Origin of the sequence: Pantoea deleyi (genome assembly GCF_022647325.1) — a bacterium.
In the GTDB taxonomy this organism is placed as follows: Bacteria; Pseudomonadota; Gammaproteobacteria; order Enterobacterales; family Enterobacteriaceae; genus Pantoea; species Pantoea deleyi.
Window position 1 is genome coordinate 104,323 of record NZ_CP071407.1, and the last position, 24,845, is coordinate 129,167.

General features: G+C 57.1%; 20 protein-coding genes. 11 read left to right on the plus strand and 9 right to left on the minus strand.

The genetic code is table 11. The annotated features are described in order from the left end of the window. Positions 1 to 22 precede the first annotated feature (22 nt). A complete protein-coding gene (locus J1C59_RS19810) occupies positions 23 to 1,285 on the minus strand; it encodes a YbiU family protein (RefSeq protein WP_128085784.1) in 1,263 nt (420 codons plus the stop codon). Between the two features lie 255 nt (positions 1,286 to 1,540). Here J1C59_RS19810 and J1C59_RS19815 point away from each other — a divergent pair, with 255 nt between their 5' ends. Beyond that, positions 1,541 to 2,362 (plus strand): Cof-type HAD-IIB family hydrolase, encoded by an 822-nt coding sequence (locus J1C59_RS19815; RefSeq protein ID WP_139805891.1) that lies wholly within the window; start codon positions 1,541 to 1,543, stop codon positions 2,360 to 2,362. A gap of 28 nt (positions 2,363 to 2,390) precedes the next feature. On the opposite strand, the gene J1C59_RS19820 is transcribed toward J1C59_RS19815, so the two are convergent. Then, the gene (locus J1C59_RS19820; RefSeq protein ID WP_128085786.1) at positions 2,391 to 2,783 is read right to left on the minus strand and encodes a winged helix-turn-helix transcriptional regulator; all 393 of its coding nucleotides are present in this window, start codon (positions 2,781 to 2,783) and stop codon (positions 2,391 to 2,393) included. A gap of 109 nt (positions 2,784 to 2,892) precedes the next feature. Here J1C59_RS19820 and J1C59_RS19825 point away from each other — a divergent pair, with 109 nt between their 5' ends. Beyond that, complete coding sequence (locus J1C59_RS19825; protein WP_128085787.1) at positions 2,893 to 3,942, plus strand: NAD(P)-dependent alcohol dehydrogenase; 1,050 nt, start codon at positions 2,893 to 2,895, stop codon at positions 3,940 to 3,942. A 213-nt stretch (positions 3,943 to 4,155) separates the two neighbouring features. Here J1C59_RS19825 and J1C59_RS19830 read toward each other — a convergent pair whose 3' ends face one another. The 3 genes from J1C59_RS19830 to J1C59_RS19840 all read right to left on the minus strand — a co-directional run bounded on the left by J1C59_RS19830 (position 4,156) and on the right by J1C59_RS19840 (position 5,405). Next, the gene (locus tag J1C59_RS19830) at positions 4,156 to 4,842 is read right to left on the minus strand and encodes a RipA family octameric membrane protein (protein ID WP_128085788.1); all 687 of its coding nucleotides are present in this window, start codon (positions 4,840 to 4,842) and stop codon (positions 4,156 to 4,158) included. A gap of 93 nt (positions 4,843 to 4,935) precedes the next feature. Beyond that, entirely contained in the window at positions 4,936 to 5,178 is a 243-nt protein-coding gene (locus J1C59_RS19835) for a hypothetical protein (protein WP_128085789.1), read from the minus strand. Positions 5,179 to 5,180: 2 nt separating this feature from the next. Further along, the gene (locus J1C59_RS19840) at positions 5,181 to 5,405 is read right to left on the minus strand and encodes a hypothetical protein (protein WP_128085790.1); all 225 of its coding nucleotides are present in this window, start codon (positions 5,403 to 5,405) and stop codon (positions 5,181 to 5,183) included. 217 nt (positions 5,406 to 5,622) lie between these two features. On the opposite strand from J1C59_RS19840, the gene J1C59_RS19845 reads away from it, so the two are divergent. Then, positions 5,623 to 5,928 (plus strand): hypothetical protein, encoded by a 306-nt coding sequence (locus tag J1C59_RS19845; RefSeq protein WP_128085791.1) that lies wholly within the window; start codon positions 5,623 to 5,625, stop codon positions 5,926 to 5,928. Between the two features lie 176 nt (positions 5,929 to 6,104). Then, complete coding sequence (locus J1C59_RS19850) at positions 6,105 to 7,229, plus strand: diguanylate cyclase (RefSeq protein ID WP_128085792.1); 1,125 nt, start codon at positions 6,105 to 6,107, stop codon at positions 7,227 to 7,229. Here the strand turns inward: J1C59_RS19850 and map are convergent. Further along, positions 7,226 to 8,011, minus strand: a complete 786-nt coding sequence (gene map, locus J1C59_RS19855) for a type I methionyl aminopeptidase (RefSeq protein ID WP_128085793.1) — start codon at positions 8,009 to 8,011, stop codon at positions 7,226 to 7,228. The two genes, J1C59_RS19850 and map, sit on opposite strands and share 4 nt — an antisense overlap. After that, on the minus strand, positions 8,008 to 8,253 hold the full coding sequence (locus J1C59_RS19860; RefSeq protein WP_128085794.1) for a ParD-like family protein: 246 nt from the start codon (positions 8,251 to 8,253) through the stop codon (positions 8,008 to 8,010). Before J1C59_RS19860 ends, map begins: the two co-directional genes overlap by 4 nt. A gap of 1,236 nt (positions 8,254 to 9,489) precedes the next feature. Between J1C59_RS19860 and J1C59_RS19865 the strand changes: the two genes are divergently transcribed. The 7 genes from J1C59_RS19865 to cobA all read left to right on the plus strand — a co-directional run bounded on the left by J1C59_RS19865 (position 9,490) and on the right by cobA (position 21,436). Next, positions 9,490 to 10,719, plus strand: a complete 1,230-nt coding sequence (locus J1C59_RS19865; RefSeq protein WP_128085795.1) for a nitrate regulatory protein — start codon at positions 9,490 to 9,492, stop codon at positions 10,717 to 10,719. A gap of 254 nt (positions 10,720 to 10,973) precedes the next feature. Continuing rightward, positions 10,974 to 12,236: a CmpA/NrtA family ABC transporter substrate-binding protein gene (locus J1C59_RS19870; RefSeq protein WP_140916856.1), complete on the plus strand. Its 1,263-nt coding sequence runs from the start codon at positions 10,974 to 10,976 to the stop codon at positions 12,234 to 12,236. Next, the gene (gene ntrB, locus J1C59_RS19875) at positions 12,236 to 13,108 is read left to right on the plus strand and encodes a nitrate ABC transporter permease (RefSeq protein ID WP_128085796.1); all 873 of its coding nucleotides are present in this window, start codon (positions 12,236 to 12,238) and stop codon (positions 13,106 to 13,108) included. Before J1C59_RS19870 ends, ntrB begins: the two co-directional genes overlap by 1 nt. Positions 13,109 to 13,118: 10 nt before the next feature. Then, complete coding sequence (locus J1C59_RS19880; protein ID WP_128085797.1) at positions 13,119 to 13,907, plus strand: ABC transporter ATP-binding protein; 789 nt, start codon at positions 13,119 to 13,121, stop codon at positions 13,905 to 13,907. 10 nt (positions 13,908 to 13,917) lie between these two features. Then, entirely contained in the window at positions 13,918 to 17,991 is a 4,074-nt protein-coding gene (gene nirB, locus J1C59_RS19885) for a nitrite reductase large subunit NirB (protein WP_140916855.1), read from the plus strand. Then, the gene (locus J1C59_RS19890; protein WP_140916854.1) at positions 17,988 to 20,609 is read left to right on the plus strand and encodes a nitrate reductase; all 2,622 of its coding nucleotides are present in this window, start codon (positions 17,988 to 17,990) and stop codon (positions 20,607 to 20,609) included. The genes nirB and J1C59_RS19890 overlap by 4 nt, the downstream gene beginning before the upstream one ends. Continuing rightward, positions 20,606 to 21,436, plus strand: a complete 831-nt coding sequence (gene cobA / locus J1C59_RS19895) for a uroporphyrinogen-III C-methyltransferase (protein WP_140916853.1) — start codon at positions 20,606 to 20,608, stop codon at positions 21,434 to 21,436. Before J1C59_RS19890 ends, cobA begins: the two co-directional genes overlap by 4 nt. 332 nt (positions 21,437 to 21,768) lie before the next feature. Here the strand turns inward: cobA and J1C59_RS19900 are convergent, their stop codons facing one another. Beyond that, the gene (locus tag J1C59_RS19900) at positions 21,769 to 22,035 is read right to left on the minus strand and encodes a hypothetical protein (protein ID WP_140916852.1); all 267 of its coding nucleotides are present in this window, start codon (positions 22,033 to 22,035) and stop codon (positions 21,769 to 21,771) included. Positions 22,036 to 22,835: 800 nt separating this feature from the next. Beyond that, complete coding sequence (gene iraP / locus J1C59_RS19905) at positions 22,836 to 23,186, minus strand: anti-adapter protein IraP (protein ID WP_128086485.1); 351 nt, start codon at positions 23,184 to 23,186, stop codon at positions 22,836 to 22,838. Positions 23,187 to 24,845: the final 1,659 nt, after the last annotated feature.

Genomic DNA, 24,845 nt, shown 5'->3' on the forward strand with positions numbered 1-24,845 from the left:
TACCCGGCGTCTGTGCGCCGGATCAGCCGAGATCCAGCGCCCGGCGCCCGTGCGGGTTAAGGTCGTCCGGGGTGAAGCGGTTTTCCCATGCTGCTTCATAATCTTCCGGTGGAAAATCGCCCGGCGACCGGCCCTGCGCCAGCGCCTGTGCAACCTCTCTGGCGTAGACGCGGTTTTTCTCACACATGGGCGCGGCAGGAATGTACATTACGTTACCCCAGCCCTGCTGATCCTCGACCGGGGCAACGGCATGGATGAGATCGCAGTGCCACCACACCGAATCGCCGGCTTCCAGGGCGGGTATCGAACAGAGCCCGGCCATCAGATGCGGATGCCAGCGTTCGCTGATTGGCAATGCCCGGCCTGGCGCAACGCCGCACAGCTCCTCCTCCGGCACATCAGAGAGCAGCGGACGCAGCAGCACATAGGCCATCGCCTGTGGCACCGGAACCACATGCAGCAGGCCCTGACCGGGGATCATATCGGAGAGCGCCGTCCAGCCCTGGAACGTGCGGAACACTGAGCATTTGGTGGTGCCGGGCAGATCATACTCATCCGCCTCCGTGCGATGAGCCGCATCCCAGGGATCGTAGGCGGCAAAATCCCCCTTAAACAGATTACCGAAAACCTGCTGCCAGGCGGGCAGCAGCCAGCGCTCCAGTGCGCCGGAATCCGTGTGCGCCCCCAGGCCGTTAGAGGTGGTGCCCGGCAAGCGGCGGCGGATGCGATCGGGATAGATAATGCTGACATCGGGATCGAACCACTGCTTACCCTGCGATTCCGCTTTCCAGAGGCGGTTAAGGAAAGATTGTGCGGCGGCCATCGCTGCACTCTGCCGGGCCTGCATCTGCGCCTGCGACCAGTAGATCGGGTAGATTTCGGGCCGTGAAGCGGCCAGCGAACCGAAAAAGTCATCGCCCGGCCCGCGATACTGTTGATCGAACCGGTTGTGGTCCAGGTAGTCGAGCATCGACTTATCCCAGGCCAGCGCCTGCTCACGCGCGAAGTGCTGCTTAATCACCACGCAGCCGCGACGTTTAATCAGCGCCCGGGTTTCATCGGAAACCTCTCCGGCGGCAATCTCCTGCATGGGGACGATGGGCCAGGCGCTGCCCGTGCGCTGCTCATCGGCTTTGGCCGCCGCGATTGCCGCCGTGATGTTTTCGCAGACCTCACGGAACAGGGCATCGACATCGCCAATCTGTGCGCGCAGCTGCTTTTTTAACGCGCGTATCGCGCATCCGATGTCGTCGGGTAACGGAGAATAACGGACGGAATTCTGCATCTCAGGCTCCTGTCAGGTCGGGGTTGAGTTACGAATGTAATTGAAATAACCTTCGTTCGTAATTTACGGGCTGAAGTTAACATCCTTTTAACGGTAAAAACCGTGCGTCATAACACAACTCCGGCACCGGAACGCTCCGAAAGCCGTTAGCAAAGTCACTATTTGCATTCTCATTAATCCACACAGCGAGTAAGCTTTATGAATCAAATCAATCAGCCGAAAGGATCAGACGGCAAACACAAAGGGGCAGGTGAGATGGCGGTTAAGATGATTGCGGTGGATATGGATGGCACCTTTCTGGACGACAATAAGCAGTACAACGTTCAGCGGTTTTCACGTCAGTATGCGCTGCTGAAGGAGAAAGGGATCCGCTTTGTGGTCGCCAGTGGCAACCAGTATTATCAGCTGCAGCGCTATTTTCCGGACATCAAAGATGAAATCGCCTTCGTGGCAGAGAACGGTGCCTGGGTCTCTGACTGCAATGAGGAGATCTTCTGCGGCGAACTGGCCCGCGAGAAGGTGCACAAAATTCTGGATATTCTGGCGGATGAGCCCGATATCGCGGTGGTGGTCTGTGGACGCAACAGCGCCTATATGCATAGCTCTGCTTCTGACGAGATAGTGGCAAAGCTTGCGAACCACTATCACCGGCTGGAGAAACGCGATGACCTCTACGCCATCGACGACACCATTTTTAAGTTCTCGCTGAAGCTGGAGCACAAAGGGGTCGATGCCCTGCTGCAACGCCTGCACGCTTCGCTGGGCGAACTGGAAAATATCATGCATCCGGTCTCCAGTGGTTTTGGCTTTATCGACCTGATTATTCCCGGCTGCCATAAAGCGCACGGCATCGCGCTGCTGCAGGAGAAGTGGGGCATCAGCGACTGCGAAGTGCTGGCGATCGGTGACAGCGCCAACGATATCGAGATGCTGCGCCAGGCCTGTTTCAGTTTCTCGATGGCCAACGCGGCAGAGGCGGTGTCGGCCGTGGCGCGCTATCAGACCCAGAGCAACAACGACGAAGGCGCACTGAATGTGATCTCCCGCGTGCTGGCGCGCGAATTTCCGTTCGACTGACACCCCCGGCGCCCGGCCTGACGGCCCGTCAGCCGTCACTCTCCTGATGGCTGCGCAGATGATTCTCCATCGCATCCAGCGCAGCCTGATTCTCCAGACCCCACTGATAGAGCTGTTCGATCGGCCCGGAAAAGGTATGACCCAGCGCCGTCAGGCTGTACTCCACTTTGGGCGGCACCACCTGATAAACCTGCCGTGCTACCAGTCCGCGCTGTTCCAGTTCCCGCAGCGTCTGAATCAGCATCTTCTTCGAAATGCCCTGCAGGCTGCGCTCAAGTTCACCGGTTCGCGCGCGATGTTCCGGCCAGTGATAGAGCGCATGCAGCACCATGGTGCTCCATTTCACCGAAAAAAGTTCCAGCAGACGACGCGGCGGTGAGTCCGCATAAAAGCACAGTTTTCCTTCGACCCAGACCGGCATCAGAACCTCACAGAGAGTGGTAACCAAAAGGTAACTACTACCAAACCAGTGCCTGTGTGTCTATAGTGTGCCGCTTTCCTGAAATCCACCCGGTGAGAAGAGGTAACCAATGAAAATTAACGCGCTGATAGCGACCCAGGCCGACCAGCCGCTGCGTGCCGGCCAGGCGGACATTCGTGACCTGCAGGCGGACGACGTCAGGATTGAGATCCTCTACTGCGGCGTCTGCCATTCCGATCTGCATATGGCACGCAATGAGTGGGGCGTCAGCCGCTATCCGCTGGTGCCGGGTCATGAAATTGTCGGGCGGGTCGCCGCTATGGGTGACAATGTCACAAAATTCAGTGTCGGTCAGACGGTAGGCGTGGGCGTGATGGTCGATTCCTGCGGCGAGTGCCACTTCTGCCAGCAGCAGGAAGAGCAGTATTGTGAAGCCGGGTTCACGCCGACCTACAACGGCACTGATAAATACACCGGCCACACGACATTTGGCGGCTATGCGCAGTATGTCATTGCCGATCAGCATTTTGTCGTCACCGTGCCTGACAATCTGGCGCTGAACGCGGTGGCACCGCTGCTGTGTGCGGGCGTCACGGTCTGGTCGCCACTGCAGCACTTCAACGTCAAAGCGGGCGATCGCGTTGGGGTGGTCGGCCTTGGCGGGCTGGGCCACATGGCGGTCAGGCTGGCCAGCGCGCTGGGCGCAGACGTTACCCTCTTTACCACCTCACCGTCGAAAGGCGAGGATGCCCGGCGGCTGGGGGCGAAAAATGTGGTGGTCTCGCGCGACCCCGCGCAAATGGCGGCCTGCCAGGCGTCACTTGATATTATTCTCGACTGTGTGGCGGCGCCGCACGATCTTGATCCTTATCTGAATACCCTGAAAACCAACGGCCAGCTGGTGCTGGTGGGCATTCCCGATCGGCCGCATCCTTCACCGAACGTCACGCCGATGGTGTTCCGTCGTCTCAGCATCAGCGGCACCTCGATTGGCAGCATTCAGGAAACGCAGCAGATGCTCGACTTCTGTGGTCAGCATAACATCACGGCTGACGTGGAGATGATCACTGGCGACGCGATCGAAACGGCTTTTACGCGGATGCTGGAAGGTGACGTGAAATATCGTTTCGTTATCGATATGCAGAAAACGCACTGGTAAAACCGCAGGCCCGCCGAGACGGCGGGCCTGACCGGGATCGCCCCGGCCGCGCCGTTTCAGACATGATTCACTATAGTTACAACATACTAATACTTTCATTGCCCGTGCTGTTACCGGCATCGGGTGCGCATCGGTCAGGCAGGGGATTGGTAACGGCGGCAAAAAAATACCCGGTCATCAGCCGGGTATTCGGGTTAGCGCCGGGGTGAGGCGTTATTCCTGCTCTTTCTCAGCATCCTGTTTTTCCGCTTCGGGGTTCACGGCAGCATGAACAAAGGGTTTCAGCAGCTGAATATCCAGGATGACATAGACCATGGTGCTGATAAACAACGAGATCACGCTGCCAAACACGCCGCTGGTGGTAAAGGTCAGATAGTTGTAGATCACCAGCCAGGTCACGCAGATAAAGAGGGCCAGCGAAATGGAGAGGTTCGGTACAGAATAGTTACTGGTGCCACCGCCCTGGGTGTGGGTCGCCTTGAACAGATTACCGATCGTGTACTTTTCCAGCACCAGAATAGTTTTCTCCCAGTTACGCTGCTTTCTGGCGCTGGCCCGGGTCAGGAAAAGATAGAGAATAGAGATAAAAAAGCCTGAAAAGGCGATAAGTACCGGAATCGCTTCCAGCGCATATGCAATGCTCCTGTGTGCCGTGGGCGTGCTGCTGAGATCCAGCGTCAGCGATGCGCCCAGCGCCGCATATAAGAACAGGAACAGCAGGATAAACGTCAGGCTGCGCTTCCCGTCTTCGCGTGACTCGGCCTCTTTCTGCCGGATAGCCAGCTGGAGCGATTGCTGAAGCTGCAGGGCTTCAGGGGAGTCCGTTTCGAGGGTGTTGCAGGGCGCGGCAAAGAAGTTGTGCATGAACAGCGCATCTTCTTCGTGAATGGTGATTTTCATCAGGAACCTGTATTCGGGGAGTTTGCGCCATTTTAATCAGCACAACAGGAATTAACAGTAACTTTGGCTCTGTAGTGCTGTTGCCGCGCTGACTTAACGGGCTATCAGGCTCAGCACGCTGCTGAGCACGGAATCCGTGGCAAATCCCTGCGCGCTCTTCGCATCTTCCTGCCGCAGCTGCTGATAGCGTTGCAGAGCGGCTTCCGCGTTATCCGCATGCACTTCATTCCAGAGCAGGCGATAGCCTTCGCCGATCAATGCGTCCTGCTGATCCTGCCGCAGACGATTTACCGCTCTGAGCGTCTGTGCCTTCTGAAAAAGGCGATAGTCCGGCATGGCTATTTCTCCTCAGGATTGTCCAGCGCTTTAAACTGCTTAATTGCATCGTTGATGTTATTGGTTTCTACGGTCGCAATGCAGCGATCGCCATTAAACACATCATAGCGTGCGTTGCGCAGCTGAAACAGCAGGTCTCTGCCCCGAAAGTGAATGCGTTTCTGTTTCACGCCAATCCCATGTCGCCGTAACAGCGCCTGTGACAGGCGGTCGGTCTCTTTTATCATTCCTTCAGCTCCTCGGCAGTACGTGGTCACTGCCAGTTAACCTGATAAACATTAGTTTTATATTAAGAGATAACCCTGTTTTCAGCAGGGTTACCCGGCAGGTTTAAGAAAATTTACCGGTTATCCGGGCAACCCTGCCGTCTGGCAGTAATCCTCTGCATGAGCGGACGGCAAATGGGGTACACTGCCCGGACACCCCGCAACCGGACATGCCGCTATGAACGATAAAAAGATGATTTCGATTGATCAGTTCGACGCCGACGAGCGACTGGCCGTTGAGCAGGTGTACAAGGCGCTCACCGAGAAATATCGTCAGCGAACCGGCAAGGAACCGGACAGCAAAAAAGAGCGAGAGTTTACCAGCGAGGCGCGTCAGCAGGTAATGACCCACAAGCTTGAGAAGGCGAGAGTGCAGGCGGAGAAGCAGAAAAAGCCGCTGCGTAAGAAGAAGCCCGCTTCACTGACCGCCAGCGAAGTCGGGGATTTCAGCTGGTCTGCTTCGGTGGCGAAAGGGCGCCGGTAAAGGAGGCCGCGCGCGTTCACGGTGCGCGGCATACTTATCTCAGCGCAGGCTGACTGCAGGGTTCAGGTTGCTAGTAGATCCTGCGAATCCTGCAATAAGAATATTCTGCAAATAATATATCGCGGCTTATCATTTGCCGATAAACTGCAGTAACCATTCGCTGCTTCAGTTTGCCTATGAACTACTACACCCCTGACGATGCCCAGCTGAAGCGCCGATCGACGCGATTTGTGCGCCGTATGTTTATGATGCGCCAGCTTGGCACGTTTCTCTGCTTTCTGCCGATTCTGTCAGTGCTGATGGAGAGGGGAAAAAGTGCAGAAGTGTGTGCATTGCTGTTCACCAACGCCTTTATCTGGCCCTACATTGCGTACAGGCTGGCGTTGCGATCGCACGATCCCACCGGATTTGAACGCAAGAACCTGACGCTGGATGCGGCATTTGGCGGCGTCTGGGTGGCGGTGATGGCGCTGAGCCCGCTGCCGTCGGTGATTATCATGGCGGTTCTGATTTCGGATCGCTACTCCGCGGGCGGCTGGGTCCAGCTGAAATCGGCCCTGCAGGCCTTTCTGGTGGCTTTCCTGCTGGTCTGGCTGGCGCAGAGGGCGCCTGTACTGATGACGTTCAGTACCCGCACCGTCTGGCTGACGCTGCCGCTGGCCAGCGCTTATCTGCTGGTGCTGAGTGTGGTCTCACACCATCTGACGCTGAGTCTGCGAAAAAAGAACCGCGAGCTGGAACGCATCGCGCTGATGGATCCCGGCCTGAAGATTCCTAACCGGCGTCTGTTCGAGCGGCGGCTGGAAAGTGAATTTTTGCGTACCCAGCGAGGCGAGGGCAATGCCTGGCTGATGCTGCTCGATGTCGATCGCTTCAAGCAGGTTAACGACACGTTCGGGCATGAAGCGGGCGACTTTCTGCTGGCAGAGATCTCAGCACTGCTGCGTGACAGCGTGGGCCTGAAGGATGTGCCCGCCCGCTTTGGCGGAGATGAGCTGTGTGTGATTGTCCGCGATGCCGATGAGACCAGCATTATGCTGCTGGCCGGGCAAATCAAGCAGGGCATTTCGCTGCTGAGATTGCCCGCCTCCTCAACTTATCAGTGCTCGGTCAGCATCGGTATCGCAGCGGCGCGTGATGCGGCGTCAATTCATGCGTGGCTGCGATACGCGGATGAGGCGCTCTATCGGGTCAAGCGTGCCGGACGCAACGATGTGCGTATCTGGCGCGCCAGTGCGCCAGATACGCTGCGGTCAGAAGCCGATGCGCAGCCTGAAGGCAGGTCTCAGACGTCTGATTAAATCGCCGGATAGTCGCCGGTGCCTTCCGGCCACGGCGTCAGCAGGTCGAAGCCGGTCTCTGTCACGGCCACGGTGTGTTCCCACTGTGCAGAGAGCGAGCGATCTTTGGTCACCACGGTCCAGCCATCCGACAGTACGCTGGTTCCGGCTTTACCGGCATTGATCATCGGTTCGATGGTAAAAATCATCCCGGCCTTCAGCGGCATTCCCTGCCCTGCCGTGCCGTAGTGCAGCACCTGCGGGTCGGTATGATAAATCTCCCCGACACCGTGACCGCAATACTCCCGAACGACCGAGAAACCGGCCCCTTCCGCCACGCGCTGGATCGCGGCGCCCACATCGCCCAGCGTTGCGCCAGGCCGGACGGTTTTGATCCCGGCGACCATTGACTGATAGGTGATCTCGACCAGGCGTTTAGCCCGCACCGACGGCGTGCCGACAAAATACATCCGGCTGGTATCGCCGTACCAGCCATCTTTAATGATCGCCACATCGATATTGACGATATCGCCCTCTTTAAGTTTCTTGCCGGCCGGGATGCCGTGGCATACCACATGATTGACCGAGGTGCAGGTGGTGCGGGTATAGCCGTGATAGCCGATATTCGCAGGCGTCACCTTCAGCTCATTCACGATGAAGTCGTGACAGATATCATCCAACTCTTCGGTGGTGATGCCGGGCCGGACGTGAGGCGTGATCATCGCCAGCACCTGAGCCGCCGCCTGACCGGCTGCGCGCGCCATTTCGATCTCTGCGGCAGTATGTATTTTAACGCTGTTCATGACACATCTCCCTGTGCGGTGAGGCTCTCTTTTGCGAGCATATGACGTATATCGGCGCTGCCCTGCAGTTCAAGCCGGATCAGCATTTGTGCCAGCTCCTGCTGGGTCTGCTGCGGATAGAGTTCAGCCAGCATACCCAGTTTCAGCCAGTGCTCTGCCTGCGCATTAATCGAGCGGCTCATCGCCTGGCTGGCGATGCGCAGATTCTCGTGCATCAGTTCGGAGATTTTGACGATACCCATTTTAGCCTTATATAAAACGTATATGTTTCGTATATAGTCTATCGATAACGTCCATCGTTGCAAGGACAAATTTTGCGCCGTCTGTAAATGTCCTGAATTTCATCGGCATTCTGTCCCTATCTACGGAGCGCCACGGGAATCAGCATAGTTTTGCGTAATCAGGAGCGCTGGTGCCAGGGTCCGCATTAACGAGGTCAGAATGGGGGATGAACCGGCAAAAAAGAGGGGATTCTGTAAAAGCATCTCCAGCCGGCATGAAATATCGCGTCAACGGGCAGCGAATATCAGTGCCCGATGACAACAGGCCGGCGTCTGCCCAGAACAGTGACGGGAACACCCTGATGAGACTGGCATGCCTGTGCTGCGCTTAGCTCTGTTATGACTGGCCGGATAATGCAGGTAATATCACAACGCTAAATTTAAGGAACGACGGGCAAGTGTAAAACTTTGTTAATGTCTCAAGTGCTGGCGTATTTTATACCGGCGCTACAAAATCATGTTTTCTCTTAAAAAATAAAATTCCATCGTCTGGCTTAATTTCCTGACGTCACGTTCCGGTTATTAAAAGCGTATCAGGCGTCAGATACGGGTGCGCTTGCAAATAGCCGTGAAATTTCTGATATCAATATCGCAACACGAAAACGGCTGGCATAACTGATTTAAGTCGGTTTCCATCTGATCACAGACAACAATAAAAGCTCTGTTTCTTACTGATGCCGAGCCCGGCATAACGAACCGGATGAGATTATCCCCGATTCGGATTGCCAGCGATTTTCGTTTCTCACCTGCCTGTAGGGCATCAACGCATTCTCAGGGCGTTCGTGCCTGTAGCAGCCAGAAACCGTCACAATGGGCCGTTTTTCACTCCTGATTTGCGAGTTTCAGCACTTTTGGCTTCTGCATTTCGTCAGGTTTGCCTTAAGAGGAGGCAAGGCGTAAGTCCGGAGGCGTGTTGTAAAACGGACTGACGATACATCTCCTTCATGATACCCATTCAACAGGTGATGCAGGCTTCCGCCTCTTCTTTACTTTCCTCCTCCCCACGAAGGCAGCAATTTTACCGCCTGGTCACCTATTTTTCAGATCCACACGTCGTAGCCTGGCCCCTCATTCCCCCCGGTTCAGAACATCGGTTCTCAGTAATTCCCGAAAGCGATCTGCGCGCCCACTGATTCAGATGTGTCGAACACGGCACGGCTTTTGCTTGACTCCCTTTTTGCATCAGAGGGGGCAGCAATGGATGACGCACTGAGTTGGTTACAGGCCTCACGGCTTAGCGATATTGCCAGCCTGCAGCGCCTTCGTCAGACCGGTAAGCTCATTACTACCGTCAGCGAGCTGGTTCATCAGCTTCAGCGTGAGCGGGGGGCGAGCAATCTGTGGATATGTTCAGAAGGCCGGCTTTACGGCGAGCAGCGGCTCGCCAGTGAGCAGGATGTGACGCGCTGCCAGCGGGATTTTTGCGAGGCCTTACCCCAGGCCGACGCCCAGCCGGGATACAGCCGGTTCTGCAACCTGATCGCCGCCGCGCTGCAGGCCCTGGCCGGGTTACCGGCGTTACGCCAGCAGATTACGCAACAGCAGATTGCGCACGCCCAAGCCGTTGCGGCATTCAACACCATTATCCGTAGCTTGCTGAACCTGGTGTTTGAGGCCGCCGACACCGCCAGCCATCCTGACATTACCCGCGCGCTCATTGCACTGTTCAGCTTTATGCAGGGCAAAGAGCTGGCGGGGCAGGAGCGTGCACTCGGCGCGGCCGGCTTTGCGGCCGGACAATTCAGCGCAGAGCAGCGCAGCGGCATGGTGGCCTTAATTGAAGCACAGGAACAGAGTTTTTTGACCTTCCAGCAGTTTGCCGATGAGGCGGTTTTGCAGCACTGGCAGCCGCTGGCGCAGGCCAGTCGCGAAATTGAACGCCTGCGGCGCATCGCCTGTACTGACGGGCGGCGGGAGGACAGCGGCGCACTGCACTGGTTTTCGCTGCTGTCACAGCGCATCGATCAAATGAAATTGCTGGAAGATCAGCTGTCAGCCACGCTGATGTCGCGCTGCCGCGAGGCCATCGCACTGGCCCGGCATCAGGCGGCTGAACCCCTGCAGGTGGCGCAGCCGGGCTGCAATTTTACGTTATATGTCTCCGGGGCGGACTGGCTGCCTGCCGAGTCCGGTGCGCTGAACAGTGACGGGCTGGCACCCCAGCTTGGTCGCTCACTGCTGTCGTTGATCGCGGAGCAGTCCCAGCGTTTGCAGCATCAGGCCAGTGAGCTGGCTACCCTGCGCACCACGCTGGAAGAGCGCAAACTGCTCGACCAGGCCAAAAACTGGCTGATGCAGCAGCATGGGCTGAGTGAAGAGCAGGCCTGGCAACGGCTGCGTAAAAGCGCGATGGATCAGAATAAACGGCTGCCGGAAATCGCCCAGGCGATCGTCACGGTGGCTGCCACGATGAAGAAGTCACTCTAAAGTGTTAGCTGCACAATACCTGTGCGTGATCTGCGTCACCAACGTGCAGAAACGGTCAGAAACTGGCCAGACAAAACCCTGAAGCGCTGTGCGCAGAACCTTTTCAAATCTGGCACGCGGTTTGCTTTACCTTACTGAGTATGTGTATTTGCTTTGCCAACGGCGGTAAAGCGAGTGCTTTGGATAAAGGCGTCCATCTCCCTGTGAAAGCAGCGGAGAGGACGCCTTTTTTTATTTCCTGAGGGTGGCAAAAAATGAGCAAATCGCCAGTTTCACTGTCTCGTCGTCAACTGTTGTTATCCGGCGCCGCGGTTGGCGGGCTGTGGCTGTTGCCGGGATTGCGCAACGCCGTATGGGCGGCGGGTTCCGATGCGCCAGAAAAAGCCACCGTGCGGGTAGGATTTATTCCGCTGACCGACTGTGCGCCGGTCATCATGGCGTCAGTCAAAGGCTTTGACAAAAAATATGGCCTGACGCTGCAACCCAGCAAAGAAGCGAGCTGGGCGGCCGTCCGCGACAAACTCACCTCCGGTGAACTCGACGCAGCACATGTGCTTTACAGCATGATCTACGGCCTGCAACTGGGCGTGGCCGGACCGCAGCATGACATGGCGAACCTGATGACGCTGAATAACAATGGTCAGGCGATCACCCTGTCGAACCAGCTGAGAGCGCAGAAGGTCACCGATGCCGCCAGCCTGAAAAAGCACATCGACAGTCAGCCTGAAGGCAGTCTGACCTTTGCTCATACCTTTCCTACCAGCACTCACGCGATGTGGCTGTACTACTGGCTGGCCAATGCCGGCATCAATCCGTTTGAGGACGTGCGCACGGTTGTCGTGCCGCCGCCGCAGATGGTGATGAATATGAAGATTGGCAACATGAGCGGCTTCTGTGTGGGCGAGCCGTGGAACCAGCGTGCAATCAGCGACGATATTGGCTTTACCGCCGCGACCAGTCAGCAGATCTGGCCCGATCATCCCGAAAAAATTCTGGGTACCCGCGCCGCGTGGGTGAAAGAGAACCCCAATACGGCGCGTGCGCTGACGGCGGCTGTTCTGGAGGCGGCACGCTGGATCGACGCCTCCGATGAGAACCGCCGCGAAACGGCGCAGGTGCTGGCCGGGCGCGCCTGGATCAATACGAAACCTGAGATTCTGCAAGGCCGCATGCTCGGCCAGTACGAAAACGGGCTGGGACAGAAATGGCAGGACCCGCACGCCATGCGCTTCTTCCACGACGGCAGCGTCAGTTTCCCCTATCTCTCCGATGGCATGTGGTTCCTTACCCAGCTCAAACGCTGGGGAATGCTGACCCAGGAGCCGGACTATCTGGCTGTCGCAAAACAGGTCAACCACATCGATATCTATAAACAGGCCGCCAGCGCCGTCGGCAACGTCACGCTGCCCGACAGTGAGATGCGCAGCAGCACCCTGATGGACGGCAAGAGTTGGGATGGTACAAATCCTGCCGCTTACGCCGCCAGCTTTGCCATTAGCCACAAAGAGAGGTCGTGATGAAAAGCCAGACTCGCTCCCTGACCCAGCCTGAGACGCTGCCCGCCCGCGCCACAGTCGTGCCCCTTCAGGTCACGCCAAAAAAGATGCGATCACCCGCGCGCCTGCGTCCGTTTTTGCAGCGTGCCATTCCCGCGCTGTGCGGTGTGCTGCTTCTGCTGCTGGTCTGGCAGATCGCGGCCCTCTACAGCAAAGGCTTTCCCGGTCCGTATGCCACCTGGGACGCGGCGAAAATCCTCTTCGCTGATCCCTTCTATAACAACGGCCCCAACGATCAGGGCATCGGCTGGAATGTGCTGGCCTCGCTGCAGCGCGTTGCTATCGGCTTTGGTCTGGCCGCGCTGGTGGGGATTCCCGCAGGCTTTCTGCTGGGGCGTTTTACCTTTATGGCGCGCATGTTCAATCCGGTTATTGCGTTACTGCGTCCGGTCAGCCCGCTGGCCTGGCTGCCGATTGGCCTGCTGCTGTTCCAGCGCGCCGAACCGGCTTCCAGCTGGACCATTTTTATCTGCTCTATCTGGCCGATGATCATTAATACCGCAGAAGGCGTACAGCGCATTCCTCAGGATTACCTGAACGTCGCGCGCGTGCTGCAACTGTCGGAATGGACCATCCTGCGCCGCATCCTGTTTCCCGCCGTCTTGCCTGCGGTGCTGACCGGGGTTCGCCTGTCGATTGGCATCGCCTGGCTGGTGATCGTGGCTGCGGAAATGCTGACGGGGGGCCTGGGGATCGGCTTCTGGATCTGGAACGAGTGGAACAACCTCAACGTTGAAAACATCCTGATTGCCATTTTTCTGATTGGCGTCGTCGGCCTGCTGCTGGAGCAGGGACTGATGCTGCTGGCCCGCCGCTTTAGCTGGGATAAATAAGGGGAACACGATGCAACCTATCATTCGCGTAGAGCAGGTCAGCCAGCGTTTTACCACATCCGGCGGCGATTTCCTGGCGCTCGATACTGTCAGCTTCGATATCCATCAGGGGGAAACCCTGAGTCTGATCGGCCACTCCGGCTGCGGTAAATCCACGCTGCTCAACCTGATTGCCGGTTTAACCCGACCCACCAGCGGCGTCCTGTTATGTGATAACCGCGAAGTCACCGGTCCCGGCCCTGAGCGCGCCGTGGTGTTTCAGAACCACTCGCTGTTGCCCTGGCTGACGGCGTATCAGAACGTTGAGCTGGCGGTAGAGCAGGTGTTTAAAGGCAGGATGAACAAGGCGGAAAGGCGTGACTGGATCGAGCACAACCTGAACCAGGTGCAAATGAGTCACGCCATGCATAAGCGCCCCGGTGAGATCTCCGGCGGCATGAAGCAGCGCGTCGGCATCGCCCGTGCGCTGGCCATGAAACCGCGCGTGTTGCTGCTCGATGAACCCTTTGGTGCACTGGATGCCCTGACGCGCGCGCATCTGCAGGACAGCGTCATGCGCATCCAGCAGGCGCTGAACACCACCATCGTCCTGATTACGCATGATGTGGATGAAGCCGTGTTGCTGTCCGATCGGGTGCTGATGATGACTAACGGTCCGGCGGCGCAGGTGGGCGATATCCTGACGATTGACCTTGCCCGGCCGCGTTCACGCGTGGCGCTGGCGGATGACGTGCGTTATCACCAGCTGCGCCAGAAAGTGCTGCATTTTCTCTACGAAAAACAGACCTCGGCGGCATAAGGACGACACCATGAAACAACGGCTGCTGGTTGCGGGTAACGGGATGGCGGGCATGCACATGGTGGAAACGCTGTTGCAGCTGGCGCCCGCGCGTTACGACATCACGGTGATTGGTCGTGAGCCGCACGGCAACTACAACCGTGTGCTGCTGTCGCCGCTGCTGGCCGGGGAAACCACTGTCGATCACACCCTGATCCACGATCCTGACTGGTATCACCGTCACGGCATTACCTTGCTGGCGGGAGAGACGGTGGAGCAGGTAAATGTCGCTGAGCGGACGTTACGCACCGACCAGCGTCTGCTGCACTGGGACCGCCTGGTCATGGCGACCGGATCGCAGCCCTGCAGACCCGCTATACCGGGCAGCGACCTGCCGCATGTCAGCCTCTTTCGTACGCTGCAGGATGTCGACACTTTGCTGGCGGGGCAGGGTCCGGTAGTGGTGGTCGGTGGGGGCTTTCTGGGTATCGAAGCCGCCGCCGGACTTCAGGCGCAGGGACGCCAGGTCACGCTGATGCATCGGCAGTCGCGGTTGCTGGACAAGCAGCTGGATGCCAGGGCGGCGGCGTTACTGCTGGTGCAGCTTCAGGCGCGCGGCATTCGCTGTGAACTCAATGTCAGCCTTGCTGCGATCCGGACGGATAGCGTGATCCTCCAGGATGGCCGTGAGCTGGCGGCACAGCAGGTGGTGATGGCTATCGGTGTCCAGCCGGCAATCGCCGTCGCCCAGGCCGCCGGTATTCCCTGCCAGCGTGGCATTCTGGTGGATCGCCAGTTGCGCAGTGCGCACGCCGGCATTTATGCCGTGGGTGAATGTTGTGAAATCAGCGGCGAGACCTTTGGTCTGGTTGCGCCCTGTCTGGCCCAGGCGAAGATTCTCGCGGCGCAACTGGCCGACCGGCCACAGGCAGATTTCTGCAGCGCGGCGACGGGCACCCGTCTCAAAGTCAGCGGCATTTCCCTGTTCAGCGCTGGCGACATTCAGGATGCCCCATCCGTGAGCAGCTTTGACCCCATCGCCGGGCACTATCGCCGCCTTTTCCTGAAAAATGGCCGACTCAACGGCGTGCTGTTGTATGGCGACTGCCAGCAAAGCGGCGCGCTGCTGAACGCACTCCATAACGCCGAACCGGTTTCTGTGAATACGCTGTTCGGCCTTGATGAACCTGAAACGCAGCCGCTGGCTGCAGGAACTCCTGTGATGAGCCAAATGAAACCTGTATTAGCCGTGGTGGGTCACGGCATGGTCAGCCACCATTTTCTGGAGCAGCTGGTTGCCCGTAACCTGCATCAGCACTATCACATTGTGGTCTACGGTGAAGAGCAGTATCAGGCTTACGATCGGGTTCACCTCTCTGAATATTTCACGGGTAAAACAGCCACGCAGCTGTCGCTGGTGAGCGAGGATTTTTTTGCCCGGAACGCGATTGAACTGCGCAGTGGTTGCCGGGTAGAGGCGATCGATCGCCAGCAGCGCAGCCTGCGTGACAGTTCGGGCCGTGAGCTGGCCTGGGATAAGCTGGTGCTGGCTACCGGATCCCGTGCCTTTATCCCACCGGTGCCAGGCCATGATGGCGAACGCTGCTTCGTCTATCGCACCCTGGAGGACCTGGATGCCATCGCCGCCTGCGCCCGCCAGAGTCAGCGCGGCGTGGTCATCGGCGGCGGACTGCTGGGTCTGGAAGCCGCCAATGCGCTGAAGCAGCTGGGGCTGGAGACACACGTGGTTGAGTTTGCGCCGCGCCTGATGGCCGTGCAGCTGGACGAAGGCGGAGCGCTGATGCTGCGGCAGAAAATCGACTCGCTGGGCGTCACGGTGCATACCTCGAAACAGACCGAACAGATTGCCACCCGGCCCGACGGCAGTCTGGTGCTGCACTTTGCCGATGGCGGCGAGCTGGCCACCGATCTGGTGCTGTTCTCTGCCGGTATTCGTCCGCGTGACGAGCTGGCCCGGCTCGCCGACATCAGCGTGGGGCCGCGCGGCGGCATTACGATCAATGATCATTGCCAGACCAGTGACAGTGACATTTATGCCATCGGCGAATGCGCGCTGTGGAACGGGCAGATTTTTGGCCTGGTGGCGCCAGGCTACCAGATGGCGCGGGTGCTGGCCGGGCATCTTGCGACCGAACCCACGCAGTTCACCGGTGCCGACATGAGCACCAAACTGAAGCTGCTGGGCGTGGAGGTTGCCTCCTTTGGCGATGCGCACGGCAAAACTGCAGGCAGCCTCAGCTACCACTGGGCTAACGGGCCAAAGGGCATTTACAAGAAGATCGTGGTCAGTGACGACAACAGCCGCCTGCTGGGCGGCGTGCTGGTGGGAGACAGCAGCGACTATGCCACGCTCCTGCAGATGATGCTAAACGCGATGCCGCTGCCGGCGGCACCGGAAGCACTGATCCTTCCCGTGATGAATGGCGCGCCGGCCAAAGGATTGGGCGTGGCTGCGCTGCCGGACAGTGCTCAGGTCTGTTCCTGCCATAACGTCAGTAAAAGCGATATCTGTCAGGCGGTGCAGAGTGGCTGTGGCGACATGGCCACTATAAAAAGCTGCACCAAAGCCGCAACGGGCTGCGGCGGCTGCGCCGCGCTGGTCAGACAGGTGATGGAGTTTCAGCTGGAAAATCTGGGCGTCGCCGTTAAAAAAGATATCTGTGAGCACTTCGCCTGGTCCCGTCAGGAGCTGTATCACCTGATCCGTGTCAATGGCATCAAAAGCTTTGATGCTCTGCTGACCCGCCACGGACGGGGCTGTGGGTGCGAGGTGTGTAAACCGCTGGTGGGGTCGCTGCTGGCCTCCTGCTGGAACGATTACCTGCTGAAACCGGCACATTTACCCTTACAGGACACCAATGATCGTTACTTTGCCAATATCCAGAAAGATGGTACCTATTCGGTCGTCCCGCGCGTGCCGGGGGGCGAGATCACGCCACAGGGCCTGATCGCCATTGGCGAAGTGGCCGCGCATTACGATCTCTATACCAAAATTACCGGCGGCCAGCGTATCGATCTGTTTGGTGCGCGACTGGATCAGTTGCCTGCTATCTGGGAAACCCTGCTGGAGGCCGGTTTTGAAACCGGTCATGCCTACGGAAAATCCCTGCGGACGGTGAAATCCTGTGTTGGATCGACCTGGTGTCGTTATGGCGTGCAGGATTCCACCGCTTTTGCCATCGCGCTGGAGAACCGCTATAAGGGCCTGCGCGCACCGCACAAGATTAAGATGGCGGTATCCGGCTGTACCCGTGAGTGTGCGGAAGCACAAAGTAAAGATATCGGGGTTATTGCCACGGAAAATGGCTGGAACCTTTATGTCTGCGGCAATGGCGGCATGAAGCCACGTCATGCCGAACTGTTTGCCAGCGATCTGGATGATGACACGCTGATTCAGTACGTTGACCGGATTCTGATGTTCTATGTGCGCACGGCGGATCGCCTGCAGCGCACCAGCGTCTGGATGGATAACATGGAGGGCGGGCTGGACTACCTGCGTGAGGTGGTCATTCATGACAGCCTGGGCATCGCCGCTGCGCTGGAACAGGAGATGCAACAGGTGGTGGACACGTGGCAGTGCGAATGGCAGACCACGCTGGCCGATTCGTCACGCCGGGCGCTGTTTACCGCCACAGTGAACAGCGATCAGCCGGATGAAACACTGCACTATGCCCGCGTGCGCGGGCAGCGTCAGCCGCATAAGGCCACCGGTATCCCTCTGATGCATCTTCCCGCCGAGCCCTGGAGCGAAATCTGCCCACTGGAGGCCATTCCGCCCGGAGCCGGCATCGGAGCCCGTCTGGGCAGCGTCCGTATTGCATTATTCCGGATGGGGGATGACTGCTATGCCCTGGAGGATCGTGAGCCAGGCAGCGAAGCCAGCGTGCTGTCCCGCGGCATCCTGGGGGATGTTGCCGGGGAGCCGGTGGTGATCTCGCCGCTTTACAAACAGCGCGTGCGCCTGCGCGACGGACAGAGCCTTGATAATCCCCGGCATCAGTTGCGCTGCTGGCCGGTCAGACTGGAGAACGGTCAGGTCTGGGTCGCGAACCGTCCGCTTAACCTGATGGCGCAGGCATCATGAAAACCACATGCGCCTATTGCGGGGTGGGCTGCGGCGTCGAAGTCACGCAGTCGCCGGGTGCGCCGGTCCGGGTCAGTGGCGATGCCGGTCATCCGGCGAACGCCGGGCGACTCTGCGTCAAGGGCGCGGCGCTGGGCGAAACCCTGACGCTGGCCGGACGGTTGCTGCATCCCGAGCTTCATCACCAGCGGGTCAGCATGGAGACGGCGCTGGATGCCGCGGCTGACGGTCTGCGCAGGATTATCGATACACATGGCCCGGAGGCAGTGGCATTTTACGGGTCCGGCCAGCTGCTCACGGAAGATTACTATGTGGCGAACAAGCTGATGAAAGGCTTTCTCGGCGTCGCCAACATCGATACCAATTCACGTCTGTGTATGGCCTCAGCGGTGACAGGCTACAAACGGGCATTCGGGGCAGATGCCGTACCGTGCTGTTACGAGGATCTGGATCAGGCCCAGCTGGTTATCCTGGTCGGATCAAATGCTGCCTGGGCCCATCCGGTGCTGTTTCAGCGGCTGAAAAAGGCAAAAGAACAGCGCCCGGATATGCAGATTGTGGTCATCGATCCGCGCCGTACGGCCAGTTGTGAATTCGCCGATCTGCATTTACCGCTCCGGCCGGGCAGCGATCCGGCGCTGTTCTCGGGCCTGCTGCACTGGCTGGAGCAGCATGGCGGCATTGACGCTACGATGCTGCCGCACCTGGATGGTGTGGACGCCACCTTACAGGCCGCGCGGCGGTGGGATGGCGCAGCGGTGGCCGCCCATTGCGATCTCAGCCAGGCCTTGATCACCGCCTTCTACCGGTTGTTCGCCCGGCATGAGCGCGTGCTGACCCTATGGTGTATGGGCATCAACCAGTCGCAAAGCGGCAGTGACAATAATAATGCCATTCTCAATGCGCACCTGCTCAGCGGCAGAATTGGCCGACCCGGCTGCGGGCCATTTTCGCTGACCGGGCAGCCGAATGCGATGGGCGGACGGGAAGTCGGGGGGCTGGCCAATCAGCTGGCGGCACATATGAATTTCACCGCAGACGATTGCGACCGTTTACAGCGTTTCTGGCGCAGTCCGCGTATGGCGCGGAAGCCCGGTTTGACGGCGGTCGATCTCTTTGAAGCCATCGATCGCGGAACCATCAAAGCCGTGTGGATTATGGGCACCAATCCGGCGGTTTCGATGCCGGAAGGTAACCGCATTGCCCGTGCGCTGGCGGCCTGTCCGCTGGTGATTGTGTCCGATGTCCTGGCGCAGACGGATACCACTGCCTTTGCGCATATTTTGCTACCCGCGCAGGGCTGGGGGGAAAAGAACGGCACCGTGACCAATTCTGAACGCCGGATTTCTCGTCAGCGCGCGTTCATGCCCCCGGCCGGAGAAGCGAAGCCGGACTGGTGGTTACTCTCGCAGGTCGCGCAGCGTCTGGGCTTCGGTGAAGGTTTTAACTGGAGCCATCCGGCCGCCATCTTCCGCGAACATGCGGCGTTGTCAGGATTTGAAAACAACGGCGAGCGCGCCTTTGATATCAGCGGCCTGGCGGGTATCAGCGACGCAGAGTGGGAGGCGATGAAGCCGGTGCAGTGGCCGATCAACGCCCATTATCCCCAGGGCTGCGCCCGGCTGTTCAGCGACCGCCACTTTTATCATCCGGATGGCAAAGCCCGCCTGTTGCCACCGGCCACGCCACAGCCAGTGGTCCCCGGAACGGCTTACCCGTTACTGATGAACAGCGGACGGATCCGCGATCAGTGGCATACCATGACGCGTACCGGCCTGGTTCCCCGACTCATGCAGCATTGTGATGAGCCGTTTGCCGCCCTCCATCCGCAGGACGCACAACGCTATGGCCTGTGCGAAGGGGCACTGGCACGGGTGCAGTCCGAATCAGGCTGGATGACCGTGCGCGTGACGTTTGACAGCGGGCTGCGGCGCGGCGAGATCTTTGTCCCTATGCACTGGAACCGGCAGTTCAGCCTGCAGGGCAGGGTCGGCAGTCTGGTGGCCTCTACCCGCTGTCCGGTCTCGTCACAGCCTGCTTTCAAACAAACCGCCGTACGTATTCAGCCGCTCAACACCCGCTGGCAGGGCTGGCTCTGGCAGCGCGACGTAAGCCCGCCTGACGGACTGCGCTACTGGGCGCGTACACCCTATGAGGGCGCGCAGCGTTTCAGCCTGGCCGGCGACGGTTCGCCAGACCAGTGGATCACGGCAATCCTTCCGCCCGACGGGCTGCAACTGCAAACTGCCCATGCAGCGGAACCGCATTACCGCCTGCTGGCCTGGCGCGACGGCGAACTGCAACTGGCCTTTTATGCCGGTGAATCGCTACCCGCAATCAATCATGCCTGGGTCGCGCAGGCTTTTCGCCAGGCACCGGCAAATGCGGCCGAACGGCATGCTCTGCTGGCGGGACAGTCGGCACTGCATGCTGAGGCAGGCCGGACGATCTGTAGCTGCTTTGGCGTCGGAGAAAACACGATATTACAGGCGATTAAACAGGGTTGTCACAGCACCCAGGCACTGGGTCATGCGCTCAACTGTGGTACCAACTGCGGCTCCTGCCTGCCGGAGCTAAAACACCTTTTGCTTTCCGTTGCTGTACCGGAGGAAGAATGACAATCGCGATTGACGCTTTGGATAAACTGCTGGCGCCGGTAAACGCGTCCAGCCCGGGTAAGGTCTGGCTGGTCGGCGCCGGGCCGGGGGATGTGGAGCTGTTGACAGTCAAGGCGCTGCGTCTGCTGCAACGCGCGGATGTCGTGGTCTACGATCGCCTGGTCAGCGAAGCGGTGATGGCGGAAGTCGCCAGCAGCGCGCTCTGTATCGACGTCGGGAAACAGCCGGGCCACCACGGCCTGAAGCAGGCGCAGATCAATCAACTGCTGGTGGATCTGGCCGCCAGTGGGCGCAATGTCGTGCGTTTAAAAGGCGGCGATCCCTTTATCTTTGGCCGTGGCGGGGAAGAGATGGTCAGCCTGCAGCAGGCAAATATTGTCTGCGAAGTGGTTCCCGGCATTACTGCCGCCGTGGGGTGCGCGGCGGCCAGCGGCATTCCGCTGACGCACCGTGACTGCGCCCAGTCATTACGTTTTATCACCGGGCACGGACGCAGCGGTGAACCGCAACTGGATGCGGCGGCCCTGACCGCAACCAATCAGACGCTGGTGTTTTATATGGGGTTAAGCTGGAGCAGCGTGATAAGCACGCGGTTACGGGAGTATGGCCGCAGCGCGACAACGCCGGTGGCAATTATTGAAAATGGTACGCGCCAGAACCAGCGGGTATTGATCACCACACTCGCCGGCTTGCCTCAAACTGTTGAACTGCAAAAACCGGTCTCGCCATCGTTACTGATTGTGGGCGATGTGGTGCGCTATTACCGTGCGGATCGCGTTGCAGCCCATGAAGGTGAGATGGCGGTGAGTGAAATTGCCGCGCCCTGATTGTAAGGTGCTGAAGGAAAAGGGGACTCTTTTTACGGCTGGCGTGAGACGCCTGAAGCATGATCTGTGAATCTGTCAGTGGCAGCCGGAAACCTCAGTGGCTTTCTGATAAAACGTATGCCTGACAGTGATGACCTGGATATTTTAATCCTCAGAGGCTATCTCAGCCTGCGCAAAACCGGCGACGCTGTACAGAGGCTGACGATCCCAGACGAAAAGGGGCCTGCTGAGCCCCTGGCCTGCGTTCTGATTTATCTTCGCCAGGCTTTCGTGGGTGCATCACGCCGTCCGTTTTGCGCTGTACTCATGGAACACTGACACGGTAAATCGACTCAGTGCCAGACCTGAACAATCCTGGCGGTGTTCTGTTCAGCGTCAAAGGGGAGGGCCGTGTCATTACGGATAAGGGCAGGACTCAGGCAGGTCTTCTGAATAGCATCAATGATGTTCTTACGACGATTTTCATCAGTTTCTGCTTTCAGCATCTGTTTAAGCTTATCAACAATCGTCACGACACTGATATCAAGATAATCGTCCGCGAGTGATAAAACGGCCTCACCAATCACGATATTCACTAATTCTTCTTCACTTCTGCACATACATTCTTCTTTTTGTCTGTCGGTAAAATGTCCGCTCTGGCGGGTGAGCAATAATGCTGCGTAAATTTTTTACCTGTCACGTACAAACGCTTTCTGCCTTGTATTGTGAAGTTTAACAGCCAGAAGGCGAACACCAGCGCAACAGACGTCAGACAAAGTAAAAAGGGATTCAGCGTGATGATGAGAAACCACCCGGACGCTAAATAACAAATCTTACACCCTCGACGAAAGGTGAACTCATTATAGCGTAAGCAAAGCGGTAATCGCGCCGTTAGAGAAAATAAATTCAGGTTGATGTCAATATATCAAGAAGAACTCATGATTCAGATTCGAGAAAAAAACGAATGCGTCCGTCCTGACTGACGATGGCTGAGCAGGATTTTGCAGTAAAATCAGAGGGTCAGGTGATTTTCATCACGTGCACGCAGGCAGGGGAGAAAATATATCGTGATGGATAGCGCTTTGTTTGTACGCGCCAGGGTATGCCAGAAGAGCACGTTGCAAAAAAGGGGGGCATTTACGGTTCGCTGCTGGATAAGAAAGCGTATTTTATTATTATTTTTTAGTCTAAGGTTTATATTTTGCAAACTGGCTGGCTGATAAAATACAGCGACGCGTGTCAGGTATTTACCAGTCTTTTATTCAACAGTGTCGGCTTTAAGTGAATCAGGTCTTAATGCAGATGCGATGGCATGGGTTTTAATAAGTAAGGCATCCGGGATTGGCGGGCCTGATGTGAATAATACCAGCACTGAAAATAGCGCTGGCATCCTGATCAGGGAAGAAAGTAACGTCTGATGTTAACTGTCATTTTTAAGAGGGGCTACACCCTGAAGCGCATGTAGCCCTTCATGGTTAACTTCTTCATCGGCACCCTCTACAGCGGCTGAAATAGTCAGCAGGCTCTGCAGTTCACTCAGCAGAATGGCAGCATCAGACTTAAGTATTTCATCCGACTCAGCGGAATCAATGACAGTATTAATGGCTTTATTAGCGCTCTCGATCATTTCGGTCACGCCGCCCTGTTTGCTGACGGCCAGTACAAGTGCGCTGATCAACAGAGACTGTGCTTCAACACGCGCTGTCAGCTGTTTCATATTCGCATCGATGTTTGAGATTTTGGCAAGCATGCTCAGCACTACGTTTTTCATATACCCCCCTGTTAAAACGCAAAATTTTAACTTTTATTCCTGATAGTGAAAAGCCCAAAAATTCTGAAAATAAAAGTCCCTAAAGAATGGCAGATACTCAACCGCTGGCAGTGTGCGACAGAATAATCTGACTCTCTGAAATAACAGCACTCTGGGCGGATAAAATCAGACTAACTGTTTTTAAAGATTTAAAGCCTCTGCTGTTTATCCCTCACGAGAATTTATAACGTTCAACTTTTCAGGAGTCCGTTAATCTGCATTCAGGATGCTATTTTAATGCTTATCGCTGCAGGCGAAGTATCGTCAGACGTTTGACTCATTCAGACCAGAGGCGCTATGACTGCAGATGGCGATAAAACCAGGCAGCCCGCTACACGATTACCAAGCCTGTCGCTTTATGCCGGGTAAATTCAGAGAAGCCTGAAATGGCTGGGTAACGAAAGAAGTCTGACACTATTCGGCAGACGGAATGAAGAAAGTGAACGCTGACACCAGGCTAGCTTAACCTTCAGGTTGTTCAGGTGCCATATACCTGTTTCTGTTAATAACGTCAGCATCAGAATGATAAATAGATCGCCACAGCATCCGCAACGCTTGTCTGAATCCCAAACGCAGGCGATGATAAAGCCAGAATACCGGTTTACAGTCATCAATAAGCAGGCCGCTGATAAAGAGGTATAGCCAGATTAAAACTCAGGGCGCTTCGACATATTAAACCTGGAAATCGCGAAAGTTGAGCTATGTAACACTTTTTTATTTCCGGGTTCGAATTGAGGTAAAGCGATGGTAAAAAAGCCCGCGTTACACAGGCGTAAACTGGAACAAAAAAGGAAAAAACGCAGTGTCAGCCTGGGCTGACCAGGGCACTATACAGTATTCCGTCTGGATAGGTAGCGTGAGTGTCGAATTTTCGAAAAGTGAGCACAATATGCTTTCAGACCACAAATTCATCCGGTTTGAGATTAAAAGGCATGCTGAAGCCTTACCATTCTCAACTTTAACTTTCTTTTCATCTGATTGCATTTTTATGCAGAAAAGCCGCCTTAAAATTGTAAATGCAGAGGTGAACGTCACCCCCATTAATCTCATTATTCTTTAGCTGGAACAATTCACTCTGCTGAATGGGGGCGCAACCTGTATGGAAAAAGCGAACGCGCTGAGAGCAGCATGATGTCAGGGCAACCTTATTTCACGCGTCGTGAGCCGTTTTGCTTAAGGGTAGGCAGTTAACGCAATTCAGTTACTGTTTTTGGCTGGCTGATGATTTATGACGTTCAGGGCCGCCCTGAAGCAAAAAGCAGTGACTTGCTGATGTCCGGTCCTGAAATTGCCAGCACACCGGATCGCGTCTGCGGTGAAAAACGTTCGGCTTCTGTGAGCACCGGATGCGGATGGGAAGGGGGAGCAGTCTGGTCTGAGCAATCACACAGCGCGCTAATCTGAGCAGCCCCTTCCCGATCAGGTCAGCCCTGTTCATGTTTCACCTGTCGAATGCCGGCAGAAAATAACGCCACAGACGCCGGTTTCATGGTTTGTCTTTGTCGCGCTTATCCTGTTCGGGCTTCCATTCAAGGCCGCACATGTCACAGGAAAACTTGCCGTCAGGGCACTTTCGGGGCCCCCGGAAATTGCAGAAAGGGCACGTTCGCGGTCTGTAAG